At 71.9% G+C, this 18,959-nt stretch carries 16 protein-coding genes; 5 read left to right on the top strand and 11 right to left on the bottom strand.

The annotated features are described in order from the left end of the window. Positions 1-56: 56 nt before the first annotated feature. The 4 genes from ACZ56E_RS24060 to ACZ56E_RS24045 all read right to left on the bottom strand — a co-directional run bounded on the left by ACZ56E_RS24060 (position 57) and on the right by ACZ56E_RS24045 (position 4,024). On the bottom strand, positions 57-1,283 hold the full coding sequence (locus ACZ56E_RS24060; protein ID WP_471217161.1) for a serine hydrolase domain-containing protein: 1,227 nt from the start codon (positions 1,281-1,283) through the stop codon (positions 57-59). Positions 1,284-1,375: 92 nt separating this feature from the next. Beyond that, the gene (locus ACZ56E_RS24055) at positions 1,376-2,152 is read right to left on the bottom strand and encodes an energy-coupling factor ABC transporter ATP-binding protein (protein WP_471217160.1); all 777 of its coding nucleotides are present in this window, start codon (positions 2,150-2,152) and stop codon (positions 1,376-1,378) included. Then, positions 2,140-2,931: a cobalt ECF transporter T component CbiQ gene (gene cbiQ / locus ACZ56E_RS24050; protein WP_471217158.1), complete on the bottom strand. Its 792-nt coding sequence runs from the start codon at positions 2,929-2,931 to the stop codon at positions 2,140-2,142. The genes ACZ56E_RS24055 and cbiQ overlap by 13 nt, the downstream gene beginning before the upstream one ends. A 1-nt stretch (position 2,932) precedes the next feature. Then, positions 2,933-4,024, bottom strand: coding sequence for an energy-coupling factor ABC transporter permease (locus ACZ56E_RS24045; protein WP_471217156.1), 1,092 nt, complete (start codon positions 4,022-4,024; stop codon positions 2,933-2,935). Between the two features lie 232 nt (positions 4,025-4,256). On the opposite strand from ACZ56E_RS24045, the gene ACZ56E_RS24040 reads away from it, so the two are divergent. After that, positions 4,257-4,601: an SsgA family sporulation/cell division regulator gene (locus tag ACZ56E_RS24040; protein WP_468610278.1), complete on the top strand. Its 345-nt coding sequence runs from the start codon at positions 4,257-4,259 to the stop codon at positions 4,599-4,601. Positions 4,602-4,682: 81 nt separating this feature from the next. On the opposite strand, the gene ACZ56E_RS24035 is transcribed toward ACZ56E_RS24040, so the two are convergent. Next, on the bottom strand, positions 4,683-6,935 hold the full coding sequence (locus ACZ56E_RS24035; RefSeq protein ID WP_471217154.1) for an MMPL family transporter: 2,253 nt from the start codon (positions 6,933-6,935) through the stop codon (positions 4,683-4,685). A gap of 99 nt (positions 6,936-7,034) precedes the next feature. Then, complete coding sequence (locus tag ACZ56E_RS24030; RefSeq protein ID WP_471217152.1) at positions 7,035-7,625, bottom strand: TetR/AcrR family transcriptional regulator; 591 nt, start codon at positions 7,623-7,625, stop codon at positions 7,035-7,037. A gap of 199 nt (positions 7,626-7,824) precedes the next feature. On the opposite strand from ACZ56E_RS24030, the gene ACZ56E_RS24025 reads away from it, so the two are divergent. After that, positions 7,825-11,331 (top strand): S41 family peptidase, encoded by a 3,507-nt coding sequence (locus ACZ56E_RS24025; protein WP_471217150.1) that lies wholly within the window; start codon positions 7,825-7,827, stop codon positions 11,329-11,331. A 102-nt stretch (positions 11,332-11,433) separates the two neighbouring features. Continuing rightward, positions 11,434-11,640, top strand: coding sequence for a hypothetical protein (locus ACZ56E_RS24020; protein WP_471217148.1), 207 nt, complete (start codon positions 11,434-11,436; stop codon positions 11,638-11,640). 111 nt (positions 11,641-11,751) lie between these two features. On the opposite strand, the gene ACZ56E_RS24015 is transcribed toward ACZ56E_RS24020, so the two are convergent. From ACZ56E_RS24015 to ACZ56E_RS24005, 3 genes are read right to left on the bottom strand one after another with little or no spacing between them, the layout of a single operon-like run. Next, positions 11,752-12,630 (bottom strand): SDR family oxidoreductase, encoded by an 879-nt coding sequence (locus tag ACZ56E_RS24015; RefSeq protein ID WP_471217146.1) that lies wholly within the window; start codon positions 12,628-12,630, stop codon positions 11,752-11,754. Further along, positions 12,627-13,601, bottom strand: coding sequence for an alpha/beta fold hydrolase (locus ACZ56E_RS24010; protein ID WP_471217145.1), 975 nt, complete (start codon positions 13,599-13,601; stop codon positions 12,627-12,629). Before ACZ56E_RS24010 ends, ACZ56E_RS24015 begins: the two co-directional genes overlap by 4 nt. After that, on the bottom strand, positions 13,598-15,124 hold the full coding sequence (locus ACZ56E_RS24005; protein WP_471217143.1) for a flavin-containing monooxygenase: 1,527 nt from the start codon (positions 15,122-15,124) through the stop codon (positions 13,598-13,600). The genes ACZ56E_RS24010 and ACZ56E_RS24005 overlap by 4 nt, the downstream gene beginning before the upstream one ends. Positions 15,125-15,434: 310 nt before the next feature. Here ACZ56E_RS24005 and ACZ56E_RS24000 point away from each other — a divergent pair, with 310 nt between their 5' ends. Beyond that, entirely contained in the window at positions 15,435-16,061 is a 627-nt protein-coding gene (locus ACZ56E_RS24000; RefSeq protein ID WP_468610624.1) for a MerR family transcriptional regulator, read from the top strand. Positions 16,062-16,105: 44 nt separating this feature from the next. Here the strand turns inward: ACZ56E_RS24000 and ACZ56E_RS23995 are convergent, their stop codons facing one another. Further along, positions 16,106-17,110 carry a DUF6528 family protein gene (locus ACZ56E_RS23995; RefSeq protein ID WP_471217141.1) on the bottom strand — a complete coding sequence of 335 codons (1,005 nt, stop codon included), beginning with the start codon at positions 17,108-17,110 and terminating at the stop codon, positions 16,106-16,108. A gap of 243 nt (positions 17,111-17,353) precedes the next feature. After that, entirely contained in the window at positions 17,354-18,145 is a 792-nt protein-coding gene (locus ACZ56E_RS23990; protein ID WP_468610296.1) for an exodeoxyribonuclease III, read from the bottom strand. A gap of 69 nt (positions 18,146-18,214) precedes the next feature. Here ACZ56E_RS23990 and ACZ56E_RS23985 point away from each other — a divergent pair, with 69 nt between their 5' ends. Continuing rightward, on the top strand, positions 18,215-18,775 hold the full coding sequence (locus ACZ56E_RS23985) for a GNAT family N-acetyltransferase (RefSeq protein WP_471217139.1): 561 nt from the start codon (positions 18,215-18,217) through the stop codon (positions 18,773-18,775). Positions 18,776-18,959: the final 184 nt, after the last annotated feature.

Raw genomic sequence — 18,959 nt, 5'->3', positions numbered from 1 at the left:
AGGCGCGTACGAAGACGGGTGCGGCGCCCGGCGCCGGGGCCCCGCCCCGTAACACGTCACATCGCGTCGCGGAGCGCGCGGACCAGCGCCTGCGCCCGCGGATCCGCCGTAACCCCCTTGTTCATGCCATTGGTGACGTACCCGAAGGCCAGGCCCGACTCCGGGTCGGCGAAGCCGAGGACGCCCCCGCGGCCGGGGTGGCCGAAGGAGCCGGGCCCGAGGAGCGGCGACGCCGCCCCGTGGAGCATGTAGCCGAGGCCGAACCGCGTACCGACGACCAGGACACGGTCGGGCCCCGCCGACACCTCGCCCCGCGCCAGCGAGACCGTGGAAGACTCGAACAGCGGCCGAGCCCCGTCCACTTCGCCGATCAGCGCGGCGTAGAAACGGGCAAGTCCGTCCGCCGTGGCGATGCCATTGGAGGCAGGCAGGGCCGCCGCCCGGTAGGCCGGATCGTTCTCGTCCGGCAGGGGATCGATCGCCCCGAACGCACGACGGGTGAGCGAGTCGGGGTCCGCGTACGCCTCCGCCACATTCCGCTTCGGGCGCATGCGAAGCCCACCCGCCCCACCCGCCCCGGCCGGCGCCGGCTCGACGGGGCCGAGGCGGCCGGCCCGCGCCGCCGCCGCGTCGGGAAGCCCGACCCACAGGTCGGCACCGAGCGGCCGCGCGATCTCGTCCGCGATCCACTCCCCGACGGGCCGGCCCGTCACGCGCCGCACCAGTTCGCCGGTGAGCCAGCTGTACGTCTGCGCGTGGTACCCGTGGTCCTCGCCGGGCTCCCAGAACGGGGTCTGCGCCGCGACCACCGCGGCGGCGAGGTCCGGGTCGAGCGCCTCGGAGGGCGTCAGCGGACGGTCCAGGGCGGGCACCCCCGCGCGGTGCGCGAGCACATGCCGGACCAGGACGCGCTCCTTGCCGCGCGCCTTGAACTCCGGCCAGTAGGAGCCGACCGGCGCGTCCAGGTCGAGCTCCCCGCGCTGGTGCAGGAGGAGCAGCGCGGCCGCCGCCACCCCCTTCGTCGCCGAGCGGACGACCTGCGCGGTGCCGGACTCCCACGGGGCGTCGCCCGCCGCGAGGTCCCCGTCGACGTCCTTCGCCCCGCCCCACAGGTCCACGACCTTGCGCCCGTCCCGGTACACGGCGACGGCGGCGCCCCGCTCCCCGCGCTCGGCGAAGTTGCGTACGAAAGCGTCCCGTACCGGCTCGAACCCGGCCGCGACCGTGCCGTGCACCCGAGCGGCCCCACCTGTGACCGGCCCACCTGTGACCGCCCCACCCATGACGGCTCCACCTACGACGGCTCCACCTTCGACGGCTCCACCTATGACGTCATTCATGACAAGGCCAACCATCCCACTACCCCATCGATTCCCTACCCGCGAGCCCTCACCGTCTTCGGATCGAAGCCGAAAGGCAGTTCCAGGCGGTGTGCGCTCATCAGGTCCTCGTCGGCGAGGAGATCGCCCGTCGGCCCGTCCGCCGCGATGACGCCCTCGCTGAGGATCAGGGCGCGCGGGCAGAGCTCCAGGGCGTACGGCAGGTCGTGCGTGACCATCAGGACCGTCACGTCCAGCGAGCGCAGGATGTCGGCCAGCTCGCGGCGCGACGCGGGGTCGAGGTTCGAGGACGGCTCGTCGAGGACCAGGATCTCCGGCTCCATCGCTAGGACCGTGGCCACCGCCACCCTCCGCCGCTGCCCGAAGGAGAGGTGGTGCGGCGGGCGGTCCGCGAACTCCGCCATGCCCACCTGCGCCAGGGCCTTCCCCACCCGCGCCTCCAGCTCCGGCCCCCGCATCCCCGCCGCCGCAGGACCGAACGCCACGTCCTCCCGCACCGTCGGCATGAACAACTGGTCGTCCGGGTCCTGGAAGACGATGCCGACCCGGCGCCTGATCTCCGCCATGTGCTCCTTGCCGACGGGCAGCCCGGCCACGGCGACCGTGCCCGCGCCGCCGGCCAGGATGCCGTTCAGATGCAGGACGAGGGTCGTCTTGCCCGCGCCGTTCGGCCCGAGCAGGGCGACGCGCTCGCCGCGCGCGACGGTGAAGTCGACGCCGAAGAGGGCCTGGTGCCCGTCGGGATAGGCGAAGGCCAGTCCGGCCACTTCCAGAGAGGGGGCAGAGGTGGGTGCAGAGGTCACAGCGTCCATCCCAACAGGCATACGACAAGTGCGGAGAGCGGCAGGGTCAGCGCGTACGTCCACTGCGCCCGCGAGGCCGTCACCTCGTCGATGACCGGCATCGATCTGGGGGCACCTCCCACGCCTTTAGCAGTGGGGGAATAGCCCCGGCTGACCATGGCGAGGTGCACCCGCTCGCCCCTCTCGTACGAGCGGATGAAGAGTGCGCCCGCCGACTTGGCGAGGACGCCCCACTGACGTACACCCCGCGCCTCGAAACCGCGCGACTCCCGGGCGATCTTCATACGGCGCATCTCGTCCGTGATCACGTCGCCGTACCGGATCATGAAGGAGGCGATCTGGACGAGCAGCGGGGGCAGCCGCAACCGCTGCAGCCCGAGCAGCAGGGAGCGCAGCTCGGTCGTGGCGGCGAGGAGTACGGACGCGGCGACGCCCAGCGTTCCCTTGGCGAGGACGTTCCAGGCGCCCCAGAGTCCGTTGACGCTCAGGGAGACGCCGAGTACGTCGACGCGCTCGCCCTGCGCGACGAACGGCAGCAGCACGGAGAACGCCACGAACGGGACCTCGATCAGCAGCCGCTTCAGCAGGAAGCCGGCCGGGACGCGCGCGGCGTACGCGACCACGCCGAGCAGGACCGCGTACAGCCCGAAGGCCCACATCGCCTCGCGCGGCGTGGACACCACGACGAGCACGAAGCAGAAGACCGCCGCGAGCTTGGTGTGCGGAGGCAGCGCGTGCACCGGCGAGTGACCGTGCCGGTAGAGCCGGTGAGCGTGCCCCGCACCCACGTCAGGCCTTCTCGGAGGGGACGTCGTCGGGCACCGCGGTCGGCGAGGCGTCGCCCGTACGACGCCGTCGCAGCGCCCAGAACACCGCCGTGCCCGCGACCACCGTGACGCCCACGCCGATCACGCCCGCGAGGCCGCCGGAGAGGCGGGTGTCGGTGATGTCCTTGACGCCGTAGTCGGCGAGCGGGGAGTCCGCGGTGGCGTGCTCCTCGGTCTTCTTGTCGATGCCCTTGTCGTGGGCGACCTTTTCCAGGCCGTCCGGGTCGGCCGAGGCGTAGAAGCTGACGAAGCCCGCGAGGACCAGGGACGCGATGATGCCCGCGATCCAGACCGGGCGGGTCGAGCGGGAGGCGGCCACCGGCGCGGAGGCAGGGGCCGGGTCCGGGGCGGAAGCCGGAGCCGGGGCGTCCACCAGTTCTCCGGCGACCCGCAGCTTCAGCCGCTGCGTCATGCCCCGTGCCCCGTACACCAGGTCCGGTCGTACGGCGATGACGGCGCCGACCGTGAGCGCGGTGATCGCGGCCTCGCCGATGCCGATCAGGATGTGGACGCCGACCATGGCGGTGGCGACCTTGCCGATGGAGACGTCCGTCGTGCCACCGATGGCGTAGATGAGCGTGAACGCGATCGCGGCGGCCGGCACGGACAGCAGCGCGGCAACGAAGGAGGCGACGGTGACGGAGCGGCGCCCGCGGGGCAGCACCTTCACCAGGCCGCGGAAGGTGAGGTAGGCGACGACGGTCGTGACGATCGCCATGTCGGCGATGTTCACGCCGAGCGCGGTGAGGCCACCGTCCGCGAAGAGCACGCCCTGCATGAGCAGGACGACGGAGACGCAGAGCACCCCGGTGAAGGGTCCGACGAGGATCGCGGCGAGCGCGCCGCCGAGGAGATGTCCGCTGGTCCCGGCCGCGACGGGGAAGTTCAGCATCTGCACGGCGAAGATGAAGGCCGCGACCAGACCCGCGAGCGGCGCGGTCCGCTCGTCCAGTTCACGCCGGGCGCCTTTGAGGCTGACGGCCACGGCACCCGCCGCCACGACCCCGGCAGCCGCGGAGACCGGGACATTGATGAACCCGTCGGGGACATGCATGCGCGCGCTCCTGGGCAGGCGCCCTGGACAGGGCGGAAGGCTCGTGAACCGTTCAAGGATAGTGCGTTGTTGCAAACGGTTTGCAAGAGCGCGAAGGTCCCGAATCGGCTACGCACCCCCGCGCGCCCCTCACCGCGCCGCCGCGCCGCCCGGCCGCCCGCCCACCCGCGGCGAATTACCGTACATATGGGACATTGGTGAGGAAGTGCCCGTAAGGATGAGGAGTCCAGCGATGCCCGCAGTCGAGCAGTACGCACGCGCCCACCTCGTCACGGACTCCTCCGAGGGCCACCGCGCCGTGTCCGTCGTCCTCCGTTACGACCCGGAGGCCGACCCGGACACCGTGCGGATCGACCTTCCCGGCTCCCCGCACCGCCTCTTCGCCCGGCAGCTCCTGGAGCGGGGGCTGCGGGCCCCGGTCACCTCCGGTGAGGTGCACGTATGGCCGTGCGGCCGGGTCCAGACGGTCGTGGAGTTCCACGAACGCGACGGGGTGACGGTCGTGCAGTTCGACGCGTCGGCGCTGATCCGCTTCCTGCGTCGTACCCACACGACCGCCACCCCGGTCACCCGCTGACCGCGACCCGGTCGGACCTCTGACCGCGCACCCGGTCAGACGCTGACCACGCACCCGGTCGGATTCCGACCGCTCACCCGGTCAGACGCGAGCAAGCTCCCTCTCGGCGTCCTCCTTCTCTGCCGCCGTGCGCAGTCCCTCGCCCTCCACGTCGACGTTCGGCAGCGCGCGGTCCAGCCACTTCGGCAGCCACCACGCCTTCTTGCCGAGCAGCGCGAGGACCGCGGGCACCAGCGCCATCCGGACCACGAACGCGTCGAAGAAGACCGCGATCGCGAGGCCGAAGCCGATCATCTTCACCATCTGCTCGCTGGAGCCGATGAAGCCCGCGAACACCGCGATCATGATGACGGCCGCCGCCGAGACGACCCGCGCCCCGTGCCGGAACCCGGTCACGACCGCCTGCGCCGGGCGCTCCCCGTGGACGTACGCCTCCCGCATCCGCGTCACGAGGAACACCTCGTAGTCCATCGCGAGGCCGAAGACGACGCCCACCATGAAGATCGGCATCATCGACATGATCGGTCCGGTCTGCTCGACGCCGAAGAGCGAGCCGAGCCAGCCCCACTGGAAGACAGCGACGACCGCGCCGAGGGCCGCGAGGACCGAGAGCAGGAAGCCGAGGGCCGCCTTGAGCGGGACCAGGATCGAGCGGAAGACGACGATCAGGAGCAGGAAGGCGAGGCCCACGACCAGTGCCAGATAGGGCAACAGCGCGTCGTTGAGCTTCTGGGAGACGTCGATGTTCATGGCCGTGGTGCCGGTGACCATGATCTCGGCGCCGGAGTCGGACTTGATCTGCGCGCCGGTGTCGCGGATCGAGTGGACCAGGTCCTCGGTCTCGATGCCGCTCGGCTTGGAGGACGGCACGACGCTGATGATCGCGGTGTCCTTGTCCTTGTTGAACATCGGCGCGGCGACGGTCAGGACGTCGTCGAGCTTGGAGATCGTCTTCTTGATCTCACCGGCGGCCGCCGCGGGGTCCTCGGCGCCCTTCAGGTCGCCGACGACCATCAGCGGACCGTTGAAACCGGGGCCGAAGCCGTCCGAGACCAGGTCGTACGCCTTGCGCTGCGTCGTGGACGTCGGCTGTGCGCCGTCGTCCGGCAGGCCGAGCTCCAGCTGCGAGACCGGGACGGCCGCGGCGCCGAGGCCCACGATGCCGACGAGCAGCACGGCGACCGGGCGGCGGACCACGAAGCGGGCCCACCGCGTGCCCATGTTCTCCTTCGCCTGATCCTTCGCCTTCTCCTTCTCCTTCGCCTCGCCGGAGGCGCCCGCGGCCTTCTTCCTGCCGCCGCCGAACAGCCTGCTCTTCTCCCCCATGGGAAGGACGCGCCTGCCCGCGTAACCGAGCAGCGCCGGGATGAGCGTGAGCGCGATGAGGACGGCGATGACGACCGTGCCGGCCGCGGCGAAGCCCATCTTGGTGAGCATCGGGATGTTGACGACGGCGAGGCCGACCAGCGCGATGACCACGGTGAGTCCGGCGAAGACGACCGCCGAGCCCGCGGTGCCGACGGCCCGGCCGGCCGCCTCCTCGCGGTCGCGTCCTTCGGCGAGTTCACCGCGGAAGCGCGAGACGATGAAGAGCGCGTAGTCGATGCCGACCGCGAGGCCGATCATCATGGCGAGCGTCGAGGTGGTGGTGCCGAGGTCGAGCGCGTCGGCGAGCGCGGTGATCGACGAGACGCCGATGCCGACGCCGATCAGCGCGGTGATCAGCGGCAGTCCGGCCGCGATCAGCGAGCCGAAGGTGATGACGAGGACGACCGCGGCTACCGCGATGCCGATGATCTCCGTGGACCCGGTCTCCGGCATGGCCTGCAGCGCGTCACCGCCGACCTCGACCGTCAGCCCGGACTCGCGCGCGTCGTCGGTGGTCTTCTCCAGCGCCTCGCGGTCGTCGTCGGACAGCTCCATCGAGGTGACCTTGTACGAGACCGCGGAGTACGCCGTGGAGCCGTCCTTGCTGACCGTCTTGGTCGCGAAGGGGCTGTCGGCGCGGGCCACCTGGTCCGAGCCCGACTTGATGGCCGCGACGGTCTTCTCGATCTCGGCCTTGTTGGCCTTGTCGGTGACCTTCTCGCCGTCCGGCGCCTTGAAGACGACGCGGGCGCTCGCCCCGTCCGCGCTGGCCTCGGGGGCCCGCTTCTCCAGCAGGTCGAAGGCCTTCTGGGCCTCCGTGCCGGGTATGGAGAAGCTGCTGGAGGCGGCGGTGGGCGCGGAGGCCGCGCCGACGCCGGCGAGCGTCAGGAGCGCCACCCATATGAGGGCGACGAAGTGGCGTCGCCGGAAGGCGAGTTTGCCGAGTTTGTAGAGGAAAGTGGCCACGAGGGCGTACTCCCGGTCAGGTCGTGTGTCCGGATGTGGGCAGGGGGGATCAGCCCGACGACGTGAGCGGTGACGTCAGGTGCAGGGGGGTGGGGAGGGTCAGACGCCGAGGGCGGGGAGGATCACGGCGTCGATGTAGGAGGCGAGGAAGTCGCGGTCGACCGGGCGGTCCTCGATGAGGTCCCGGGCCACGAAGGCGCCGACCAGCATGTGGACGGCGAACTTCAGCGCCGGATTGTCCGCGGCGATCTCGCCGCGGTCCACGGCTCTGCGCAACAGGTCGTTGAGGCCGGTGAGCTCCGGCTCGATGAGCAGGTTCCGCAGCGCCTGGTGGAGTTCGGGGTTGTCGTGCACGGCATGGAACAGGCCCCGCATCAGCGCGGCGTCCTTCTCCATCTGGCAGTCGTCCGAGCGGGCCACCATCTCGTACAGGTCGCCGCGCAGCGACCCGGTGTCGATGTCCGCCAGGGACGTCGGCTTGTTGTGCCGCAGCGCCTTGGCGACCAGCTCCGGCTTGCTCCCCCACTGGCGGTAGAGGGTGGCCTTGCTGGAGCGGGTGCGGGCGGCGACGGCGTCCATGGTGAGGGCGTCGTAGCCGACCTCGCGGAGCAGGTCGAGCACGGCCTCGTACAGCTCGGCCTCTCGCTCGGGGGTGATCCGGCTGCGTCGTGGCGTCGCCGTCTCCGTCATGATCTCCACCTCCTCCGGGTGCCCGGATCGCCCGGTGCGTAACTACCTCGTACGAAACGGTTTCGTACGTCTGAGTACGCCATGACTGTACGCCCCTCACCTAACGAAACGAAACCGTTTCGTACGTGTGCTGCGTCACGCGCGACTTTCCTCCCCGGCAGAAGTTGCCGCGGCCCCCGGAGCGGAAAAGCATGGACAGGTGACCGACGCGCGCGACGATGCCCAGGACGACCACGCCGACCAGGCCTACCTGCGTTTTCCGCACCTCAGCGGCGACCGCCTCTGCTTCGCCGCCGAGGACGATCTGTGGGTGGCCCCCCTCTCCCCCGCGGGCACCCCCGCGGGACGGGCCTGGCGGCTCACCGTCGACCGGACCAAGGTGAGCCATCCCCGCTTCTCACCGGACGGCCGCCACATCGCGTACACGACGTGGCGCAGCCTCGACCCGGAGATCCATCTCGCGCCGGTGGGCGGCGGGCCCTCGCGCCGGCTGACCTACTGGGGCAGCACCGACACCCGGGTCTGCGGCTGGTCCCCCGACGGCGACATCCTCGCCGTGTCCTCGCACGGCGAGCCCTTCTCGCACCTGTGCTGGGCCTACAGCGTGCCCCTCGACGGCTCCCCGGGCGGCAAGCTGCCCTGGGGACCGGTCTGGGACATCGCGATCACCGACTCCCTCGCCGACAGCGACTGCGACCGCAAGACGCTGCTCCTCACCGGCAAGCCGCCGCACGAGCCCGCCGCCTGGAAGCGGTACCGGGGCGGTGCGACGGGCCGCCTGTGGATGCACGGCGAGCAGATCCTCGCCGACCTCGACGGGCACCTCGACTCACCCATGTTCGTCGCCGGGCGCATCGCCTTCCTCTCCGACCACGAAGGCATCGGCAACCTCTACTCCTGCCTGCCCGACGGCTCCGACCTGCGGCGCCACACCGACCACGACGCCTTCTACGCCCGGCACGCGGCCAGTGACGGCACCCGCGTCGTCTACCAGTGCGCGGGCGACATCTGGCTGGTCGACGACCTCGCGGCGGATTCCGTGCCGCGCCGCCTCGACGTGCGGCTCGGCGGGCCGCGCGCCGGCCGGCGGGTCTATCAGGTGCCGGCCGCGCAGCACCTCGACGCGCTCTCCGTGGACGCGACGGGCCGGGCGAGCGCCGTCGTCGTCCGCGGCTCGCTCTACTGGCTCACCCACCGGGACGGCCCGGCCCGCACCATCGCCGACACCCCGGGCGTGCGGGTCCGCCTCCCCGAGATGCTCGGCACCGGCGGACAGGTCGCCTACGTCACCGACGCCGAGGGCGAGGACGCCATCGAGATCGCCTATCTGCCGCGGGCCAGCGGCGCGCGCGAACCGCGCAGGCTGGCGAGCGGGCGGCTCGGCCGCGTCCAGGAGATGGTCGCCGACCGCGACGGTGAACGCCTCGCCATCGCATCGAACGACGGCCGACTGCTCCTGGTCGACACGTCGGAGGACGCGGCGGACTCGGGGGGCTTGGGGAGCTCGGAGAGCTCCCGGAGCTCGGAGAGCTCGGGAAGCTCCCGGAGCTCGGAGGACGCGGGAAGCTCCCGGAGCTCGGAGGACGCGGCGGACTCGGAGGGCTCGGGAAGCTCGCGGAGCTCGGACGGCTCAGGCGGCTCGGGCGGGCCGGGCGGCTCGGGCGGGTCGGGCAGCTCGGGCGGCCGGGTCACCGAGTTGATTCGGTCTGTCAATGGGCCCGTGCGCGATCTCGCCTTCTCGCCCGACGGCTGTTGGCTTACCTGGTCGCACCCCGGCATCGGCCGCTCCCTGCGGCAGATCAAGCTGGCCCGCATCGCCGGGCCGGGCCCCCGCACGATCGTCGACGTCACCAACGGCCGTTTCGAGGACGAGAACCCCGTCTTCACCCGCGACGGCCGCTATCTCGCCTTCCTCTCCTGGCGCGGCTTCGACCCCGTCTACGACGTGCACACCGGCGACCTGTCCTTCCCCCTCGGCTGCCGCCCCTACCTCGTACCGCTCTCCTCCGCGACCCCGTCCCCCTTCGCGCTGCTGCCCGACGGGCGGCCGGTGGCGGGTGGCCTCGACCCGGCCGACGGCGCCGGGGGTGACGGCACCACGACGGTGGAGGTCGAGGGGCTCGCGGCGCGGGTCACGCCGTTCCCCGTCGCCGCGTCGAAGTACTCGGCGCTCCAGCCCGTCAGCGGCGGCGGCCTGGTCTGGCTGCGCTGGCCGATCTCGGGCGCGCTCGGCGAGACCTTCGTCAACCCGGCCGACACCTCGGGCCGCCCCACCCTCGAGTACTTCAACATCGCCAAGGCCAAGAAGTCCCAGCTCGTCGACCACCTCGACTGGTTCGCGCTGAGCGGCGACGGCTCGCGGCTCGTGGTCGTCGACGAGGGCGACCTGAGCGCCGTGCCCGCCACCGAGACGGGCGACGTCGACACCACCGTCTGGATCGACCTGCGCCGCATCCTGCACGAGGTCGACCCGGCCGCCGAGTGGCGCCAGGCCTACGAGGAGGCGGGCCGGATCATCCGCGCCTACTTCTGGGACCCGGGGATGTCGGGCATCGACTGGGACGGGGTGCTCGCGCAGTACCGGCCGCTGGTCGAACGCGTCGCGTCCCCCGACGAGTTCGCCGACCTGCTCCGCGAGGTCCTCGGCGAGCTGGGCACCTCGCACGCGTACGTCTCCGCCGCCCGCCGCAACGAGGGCCCGCCGCACTACCAGCGCGCCATGGGCCTGCTCGGCGCCAACCTCGTGCACCGGGACGGCGGGTGGATGGTCAAGCGGATCCTGCCCGGCGAGTCCTCCGACTCCAAGGCGCGCTCGCCGCTGGCCGGGTCCGGCATCAGGGAAGGCGCGATCCTCACCCACATCGACGGCCGCCCGGTCGACCCTGTCACCGGCCCCTTCCCCCTCCTCGCGGCGGCGGGCGGCACGACCGTCGAGCTCACCTTCGAACCCGCGGAGGGCGAGGGCCCGGCCCGCCGGGTCGCGATCGTCCCCCTCGTCAACGAACGGCCCCTGCGCTACCAGGACTGGGTGGCCAAACGCCGCGAGGTGGTCCGCGAGTTGAGCGACGGCAAGTGCGGCTACCTGCACATCCCCGACATGGGCGGCTCCGGCTGGGCCCAGTTCAACCGGGACCTGCGCATGGAGATGTCCCGGCCCGCCCTGATCGTCGACGTGCGCGGCAACGCGGGCGGCCACATCAGCGAACTCGTCGTGGAGAAGCTGACGCGCAAGATCCTCGGCTGGGACCTGACACGGAACGCCGAGCCGGTCTCGTACGCGTCGAACGCGCCCCGCGGCCCGGTGGTGGCCCTCGCGGACGAGGCGACGTCCTCGGACGGCGACATGATCACGGCGGCCTTCAAGCTGCTCGGGCTCGGCCCGGTCGTCGGCCAGCGCACCTGGGGCGGCGTGGTCGGCATGACCGGACGGCACGCGCTCGGCGACGGCACGGTGATCACGGTGCCGATGAACGCGGGCTGGTTCGACGCGTACGGGTGGGGCGTGGAGAACCACGGCGTACCCCCGGACCTCGACGTCCTGCGGACGCCGCTGGACTGGGCGGAGGGCCGGCACGCCCAACTCGACGACGCGGTACGGCTCGCGCTCGACCTCCTGGAGCGGAATCCGGCGGTCGCGCCCCCCGACTACTCGGACGTGCCGGACCGCAGCAGGCCGCCCCTGCCGCCGCGACCGCCCCGGCCGTGACCACACTCCTGACCTGGCCACATGATCGAAATGCGAAGAATGCCCGCCCATGTAAATCTGATCGAGGCCCCATCCCCCCACCCAACTACGGGAGTGAATCGCATGGGCATGAAGGACCAGTTCCAGGACAAGGCTCAGGACCTCGCCAACAAGGCCAAGAGCTCCATGGGCGACAAGAGCGACCAGGCGCGCGACCGCGCCTCGCAGGCCCAGGACGAGGCGAGTGAGCGGTCCTCGCAGGCGCCGGACCAGGCCCGTGACGCCGCGCAGGAGCAGCGGGACAAGTTCGACCGCGACTACGAAGCCTGACGTCTGACGTCTGACGCCTGACGTGCAACTCGTGCGAGGAGGCCCCCGGGACGCCGGGGGCCTCTGCGCTGCGTACGGCCTCCGCGCTGCTTACGACCGCGCGACGCCGGCTCAACCGGCGGCGCGCTCCCGTTCGTCCGCCGAGCCGCCCGCGCCGACCAGACCGGTCGACACACTGCCGAGCCGCGGCTCGAAGCGCCGCATCTCGCGCTGGCCGACCGAGCCGATGACCGCGGGCAGATAACCGCGGACGCCCTGCATGCCCCGCAGCCACCACTGCGCGTACACATGGCTGGAGCGCCGCTCGATGCCCGCCACGATCCGGTCCACGGCAGGACCCAGCGGATACGTCTTGTTGGACGGCCACGGCAGCCGCTGCCGCAACTCCCGCATCACCTCGTCCTGGTCGGCGCCCCGCACCATGTCCGTGTCGGTCCAGGACAGATAGCCGACTCCCACCTTGACGCCCTTGTAGCCGACCTCGGCCCGCAGCGCGTGCGCGTACGCCTCGACGCCCGACTTCGACGCGCAGTACGCCGTCATCATCGGCGCCGGGGTGATCGCGGCGAGCGAGGCGATCTGCAGCAGATAGCCGCGGCTCTCCATGAGGACGGGCAGGAAGGCCCGTCCGGTCACCGCGCTGCCGATGAGGTTGACCTCGATGACGCGGCGCCACGCGTCCGGGTCGGACTCCATGAAGGGCCCGCCGCCGGCCACGCCCGCGTTGGCGACGACGATGTCGACCTTGCCGAAGTGCTCCTTGACCTCCTGCGCGACCCGCGCCATCGCCGCGTGATCGGTGACGTCGGCGTGCCAGTGCGCCGACTCGGTGTGCAGCCGCTCCGACACCTGCTTCAGCTCGTCCGGTTCCAGGCCGACGAGCGCGACCCGCGCGCCGCGCGCCGACAGCTTGCGCGCGAGCAGCTCACCGACGCCGCGCGCCGCCCCCGTGACGACCGCGACCTGTCCCTCCAGGCTGACCCTGCTCATGCGTCCTCCTTGATCGGCTTGGCCGGCTCGACCTGCTCGACCGGCGTGCCCTGCTCGACCTGTACGTACGTTCCGACGAGCTCCGCGATCCGCGCGGTGACCGCCTCGGGTGCCTCGATGGGCGTCATGTGTCCGACCCCGGTCAGCTCGGTGAGCCCCAGGCACTCGGGCAGCGCCGCCGCGATCCGCCGCGCGTGCACGACGGGCGTGAGCCGGTCGACCGTGCCGGCGATGACGGCGGTGGGCGCCCTCAACTCGCCCACTTCGACGTCCAGTTGCAGGGCGTCGAGGACGTGCGACCAGCCGTACCGCACGTCCCGCGGGCACGCGTGCACGATCCGCGCGCAGGCCTCCACCTTCTCCGGTGACGCGCCGGGGCCCATCGTCGCGTACTTGAGGACGCGCTTGGCCAGCGGCGTGACGGGCCCGAGCGGCGCGCGCGAGCCGAGCACCGACCGCGTGACGCGGGTCCGCGCCCGCCCGGCCCGCAGCAGCGGCACCACCAGCGACTCGGCGACCAGGGCCGAACTCCCCGTGCTGCACAGCAGGACGGCCGCCGCGTGCTCGCGGACCTTGTCCCTGCCGCCCGCCGCCATGATGGTCATGCCGCCCATGGAGTGCCCCACGAGCACGGCCTTCTCGCCCGGCGCGAGTGTCGCCGCCAGGACCGCTTCGAGGTCGTCGGCGAGCGCCCGCGTGCTGTAGCCGTCGGCGGCCCCGGGCGCGTCACTGCGCCCGTGCCCCCGCTGGTCGTACGCGATGACGCGGTGACCGGCGCGGAGTTCGCGGATCTGCGCGGCCCAGAAGGCGGTCGAGCAGGTCCAGCCGTGGGCGAGCACCACGGCGGGCGCTCCCTCGGGGCCGTGCACCTCGACGTGGACGCGGGCCCCGTCGGCGGAGACGGCGGTCAGTTCGCGTGCGGGGGCGGGCGGCGCGTAGAGCCCGTCCCGCACATGGGTCAGTCGGCTCATGCTCCGGCCTCGACCTTCTCGGCGCCGGTGTCGGGCACGGCCTTCAGCGCCCTCGGCTCCCGCAGCACCTCGTACTCGGAGAGGTCGACCCGTCGCGTCGCCGCCCGGAACTCGGTGGTCGTACCCGGCCAGACCGTGGTGTTGACGCCGTTCTCGTCGAGGTACCAGCTGTTGCAGCCGCCGGTGTTCCACACGGTGCGCTTCATCCGCTCCTGCACCCGGCGGTTCCAGGCGCTCACGGAGTCGGTCCTGGCGGCGAGGGCGGCGCGGCCGCCGAGGAGGTCCAACTGCCGCAGGTAGTCGGCCATGTAGTTCAGCTGCGACTCGATCATCAGGATCATGGAGGAGTTGCCGAGCCCGGTGTTCGGGCCGATGATCGTCATCCAGTTGGGGAAGCCGGCCGCGGTCGCGCCGCGCAGCGCGTTCATCCCGCCCTTCCAGCTCTCCATGAGGGTCTGGCCCTCGTCGCCCACCACGCGCTCGGCGATCGGCATGTCCGTGACGTGGAAGCCGGTGCCGAAGACGATCGCGTCGACCTCGGCCTCCGTGCCGTCCGCGGCGACGACGGTGTTGCCGCGCACCTCGGTCAGACCGCTGGCGACGACGTCGACATTCGGCTTGGCGAGCGCCGGGTAGTAGGTGTTGGAGAGCAGGATGCGCTTGCAGCCGATGCGGTACGTGGGGGTCAGCTTGGCCCGCAGCGCCGGGTCCTTGATGGCCCGGTACATGTTGCGCTTGGCGAGCTGCTCCACCATGCCGAGCTCGTTCGGCCGCTTGGTGAACGCCTGGACCTGCAACTCCCTGATGCCCCACAGAAGGCCGCGCCGGGCCTGCGTGGTGAACGGCAGCTGCTTGTGCAGCCAGCGCTCGGCGCCGGTGATGGCACGGTCGGCGCGCGGCATCACCCACGGGGGCGTGCGCTGGAAGAGCGTGAGCCTGCCGACCTGCTTCTGGATCTCCGGCACGATCTGGATGGCGGAGGCGCCGGTGCCGATCATCGCGACGCGCTTGCCGCGCAGGTCGTAGTCGTGGTCCCAGCGGGCGGAGTGGAAGACCTTGCCGGGGAAGGTGTCGATGCCCGGGACGTCGGGGGTCTTGGGGTCGGAGAGCGGCCCGGTGGCGGAAACGACGACATCGGCGGTGTAGGTGCCGTTGCTGGTCTCGATCGTCCAGCGCAGCCGGTCGGCGTCCCAGCTCATCAGCTTCACCTCGGTGTCGAGGCGGATGTGCGGGCGGAGCCGGAAGGTGTCGGCGACGTGCTCCAGGTACTCCCGGATGTGCTCCTGGCCGGAGAAGGTGCGCGGCCAGTCCGGGTTGGGCGCGAAGGAGAACGAGTACAGGTGCGAGGGCACGTCGCAGGCGCAGCCCGGATAGCTGTTGTCGCGCCAGGTGCCGCCCACCGCGCCGGCCCGCTCCAGGACGACGAAGTCGGTGATGCCTTCGCGGCGCAGCCGCACGGCCGCGCCGAGGCCGCCGAACCCGGAACCGACCACCGCCACTCGTACGTGCTCGTGCTCTGCCATTCCGCCGCCTCCCGGAAGTTCGCGAACCGTGCCAGTGGATACTGGCGCAATTGGAGAGTAGGGCAGTTCCGTACTCATGGGTAGGGGTCGAGCACGGTCGACTGACCCGTGCCCCCATCAGGGGCGCGGGGAATTGCGCGAGCAACCGACGACAAGCCGCACTCGCGGTGGAACCCGCCGCGGCAGACGCGACCGGCGCCTCGGCGGGGGCCGAGCGCGCAGTCCCCCGCGCCCCTGCCGGGGCACGGCATAGGCTTCCCCTGTGGCAGACGAACGTGACAGCGGATCCGGGGACGTACGCGAGTACCGCATGGCGGAGCTGGCCGAGGCGGCCGGCATCACCGTGCGCACCGTCCGCTTCTACCGCGAGCGCGGCCTCATCCCGCCACCGCGCCGCGAGGGCCGCATCGCCTGGTACGACGAGCACCACCTGGCCAGACTCCGCACCATCGCCGCCCTCCTGGAGCGCGGCCACACCCTCAACGGCATCGCCGAACTCGCCGACGCCTTCGAGAAGGGCCGCGACGTCGGCGAACTCCTCGGCCTCGGTGAGCCGACCGAGGAGCAGCCGGTCCGCCTCACCCCCGAGGAGCTGGCCGACCACTTCGCGGGCGAGGTCACCCCGGAGAACCTCGTCGCCGCCCTGGACCTCGGCTACCTCGGCACCGACGGCGACGAACTGGTCCACATCAGCCGCCGCCTGCTCGACGCCTCGTCCACGCTGGTACGCAAGGGGGTGCCCCTCGCGGCGGTCCTGGAGGCGGGCCAGCGCGTGCGCGAACACGCGGACGCGCTCGCGGAGTTGTTCATCACGGTCATGCGCACCCACACGCCCGAGACCGCGGAGGTCGACATCGAGCAGCTGCGGCCGCTCGCCAAGAGCGTGGTGGAGGCCGAGCTGTCCATGGCCCTGGACAGGCGCCTCAAGAAGCCCTGACCGGCGGGCCAGTGGTCCTGACCGGCGGGCCGGTTGTTACGGGTTCAGCGGGGCAGCCACCAACGCGCTTTATAGATACCGCCGTTGACGAGCTTGTAGCTGCTCGGGGGCCGGTGCACGCTCACCGTCGTGGTCCACCAGGTCTCGTCGAGCCCGCTCTCCGGCACGGTGGTCAGGACCTGCCCGGTGCGCGGATCGTCGCCGACGGCCTTGACGGACTTGCGGGAGATCTCCTCGGCCCCGGCGAAGTCTCGCAGGAAGGCGCCGCTGTCCGGCTCGTACTGGAATACGGCCGCGCTGGTCGTCACCCACAGCCGCCCCGGCCGCCCCGCCACGGGGAAGAGGTCGTGCCCGCCGGGCGTCCGGCCCGGCGTCCCGACCGGCAGGCCCACCGCGTACGTCCGCGTCAGCGTGGGCCGCCCGGCCGTGCCGCCCACCGCGTACGACACCAACTCGTCGTCACCGATGGCCCACAGCACCCGACGCGCGCCGTCCCAGTGCAGCCCGTGCGCGCCCTTGAGCGTCGCCTCCGCGTACCGCGTGGCCCGGGGCCCCCGCGACGCCGCGTACAGCCGCACCAGCGCGCCCGTGCTGCACGCGACGGCCACATTGCCGTCGGGCAGGATCTCGGCGCTGTGCGGGTTGAACAGATCGTCCCCGGGCCCGAGCGCCGCACCCCAGTACCGCCGGCCCGAGGGGTGTTCGACGACGGCCACGAAGCCGAACGACGCCGTCGTCAGCACGTACGTACGCTTCCGGTGCACCCGCACCTTCGCCTCGCACGGGTACACCCAGCTCTCGTCGGGCCGCAGATCCTTGTAGCGCGGGTCGCCGAGCGGCGAGAACTGCCAGCGCACGACGGACGGATCGAGGGCCGGGTCCCAGACGCGGCGCCGCGGGTCGAGGACGAGGAGGCGCCTGCTCGCCTGCTCGGTCAGCAGGACGGGCGGCGTACCGGCGGGCACCCGCACCCCGCCACCGCCGCCCTTCGCGTACGCCCGGGTGGCGGGCAGGGCCGCCGCGATCCCGGCACCCGCCGCCCCCAGCACGACGGCACGTCTCGATGGCGTGGCGGATGTGGACGCAGCTCTGGACGCAGCTCTGGGCACGGCCGACATGAAGTCCCCCCGGCAGCTGGGCAGTTGGTCATGTACGCGACCGCAATCTGCCATGCCGGGCGGGCGAGGGACAGCCTTCTGCCGGACTTTGCGCCCACGCCCCGCCACCGGCCACTCCTATGGCCCCCCTATGGCCCTTCCCATGCCCCGGGGATGCGCGGATCGAGGGCCGACCTACAGGTCGTAGACCACCGTCACGGGCGCGTGGTCGCTCCACCGCTCGGCGTGGGTCGCGGCCCGCTCCACGTACGCCTTCACCGCGCGCTCGGCGAGCCCGGCCGTCGCGACCTGGTAGTCGATGCGCCAGCCCGTGTCGTTGTCGAAGGCGCGCCCGCGGTAGGACCACCACGAGTAGGGGCCCTCGACGCCCGGGTGCTGGGCCCGTACGACGTCCTCGTACTCCGCGAAGACCTCGTCCATCCAGGCGCGCTCCTCGGGCAGGAACCCGGAGTTCTTCTTGTTGCCCTTCCAGTTCTTGAGGTCGGCCTCCTGGTGGGCGATGTTCCAGTCGCCGCACACGACGACGTGCCGCCCCTCGGCGGCGGCCCGCGCCTTGAGCTCCTTCAGGTAGTCGAGGAACTCCTTCATGAACCGGACCTTCTCGTCCTGCCGCTCCGTGCCGACCTCGCCGGAGGGCAGATACAGGCTGGCCACGGTGACACCGGGCAGATCCGCCTCGACATACCGCCCACTGCCGTCGAACTCGTCGGACCCGAAGCCGACCCGCACCCGGTCCGGCTCACGGCGCGTGTACAGCGAGACACCGGCGCGGCCCTTGGCGGCCGCGGGCGCGTGCACGACGTGCCAGCCCTCGGGGGCCCGCACCTCGTCCGGCAGCTGATGCGCCTCGGCGCGCACCTCCTGGAGGCAGAGCACGTCGGCCGAGGTCCCGGCGAGCCACTCCACGAAGCCCTTCTTGGCGGCGGCGCGCAGGCCGTTCACATTCACGCTGGTCACAGTGAGCATCCCGGCACGATACCGGCACACTGGACGACACCACTCCCATCCGATACGCATAGAAGTACGATGGAGCGCATGAATATCCAGGCCCGCGACACCGCCACCCACATCCCCGCCCAGCCCGGCACCACCACGGCCGCCACCACCCCTGCCCCCATCCACCTGCGCACGGTCACCTTCGCGCACCCGGACGCCGTCCGCCTCAACGACCGCGTCCAGCTCGAATACGCGGAGCGCTACGGCGACGACGGGGACCTCACTCCCCTCGACCCCACGATGTTCGAGCCCCCACGCGGCCTCTACCTCATCGCGTACGACGACGAGGGCACCGCCCTGGCCACGGGCGGCTGGCGCGGCATGGACCGGAACGAGGAGAACTACCGGGACGGCGACGCCGAGCTGAAGCGCATGTACGTCACCCCGGAGGCCCGGGGCCTGGGCCTCGCCCGCCGCATCCTCGCGGCGCTCGAGACCGACGCGAAGGCGGCGGGCCGCACCCGCATGGTCCTGGAAACAGGCACGAAGCAGCCGGAGGCGATAGCCCTCTACACCTCCAGCGGCTACACCCCCGCCGACGAAAAGTTCGGCTACTACCGCTTCGACGACTTGAGCCGCTGCTACACAAAACTCCTGTAGCGCACCGAGCCCCCCCCCCAGGGCCGCAGGAAACTACGCGCCCCAGCCACCCCCCAGGGGCGCGGGGAACTGCGCAATCACCACGGCGGGCGGCACGGGAACCCGCAGCCCAGCCCCGACCCCCAGGGGCGCGGGGAACTGCGCGACCAGCCCCCACAAACCCGCACACAACCCCCAAGCCCCA

It is taken from the genome of Streptomyces sp. NPDC039480 (genome assembly GCF_055597165.1).
This window is presented reverse-complemented; position numbering and strand designations above follow the sequence as displayed.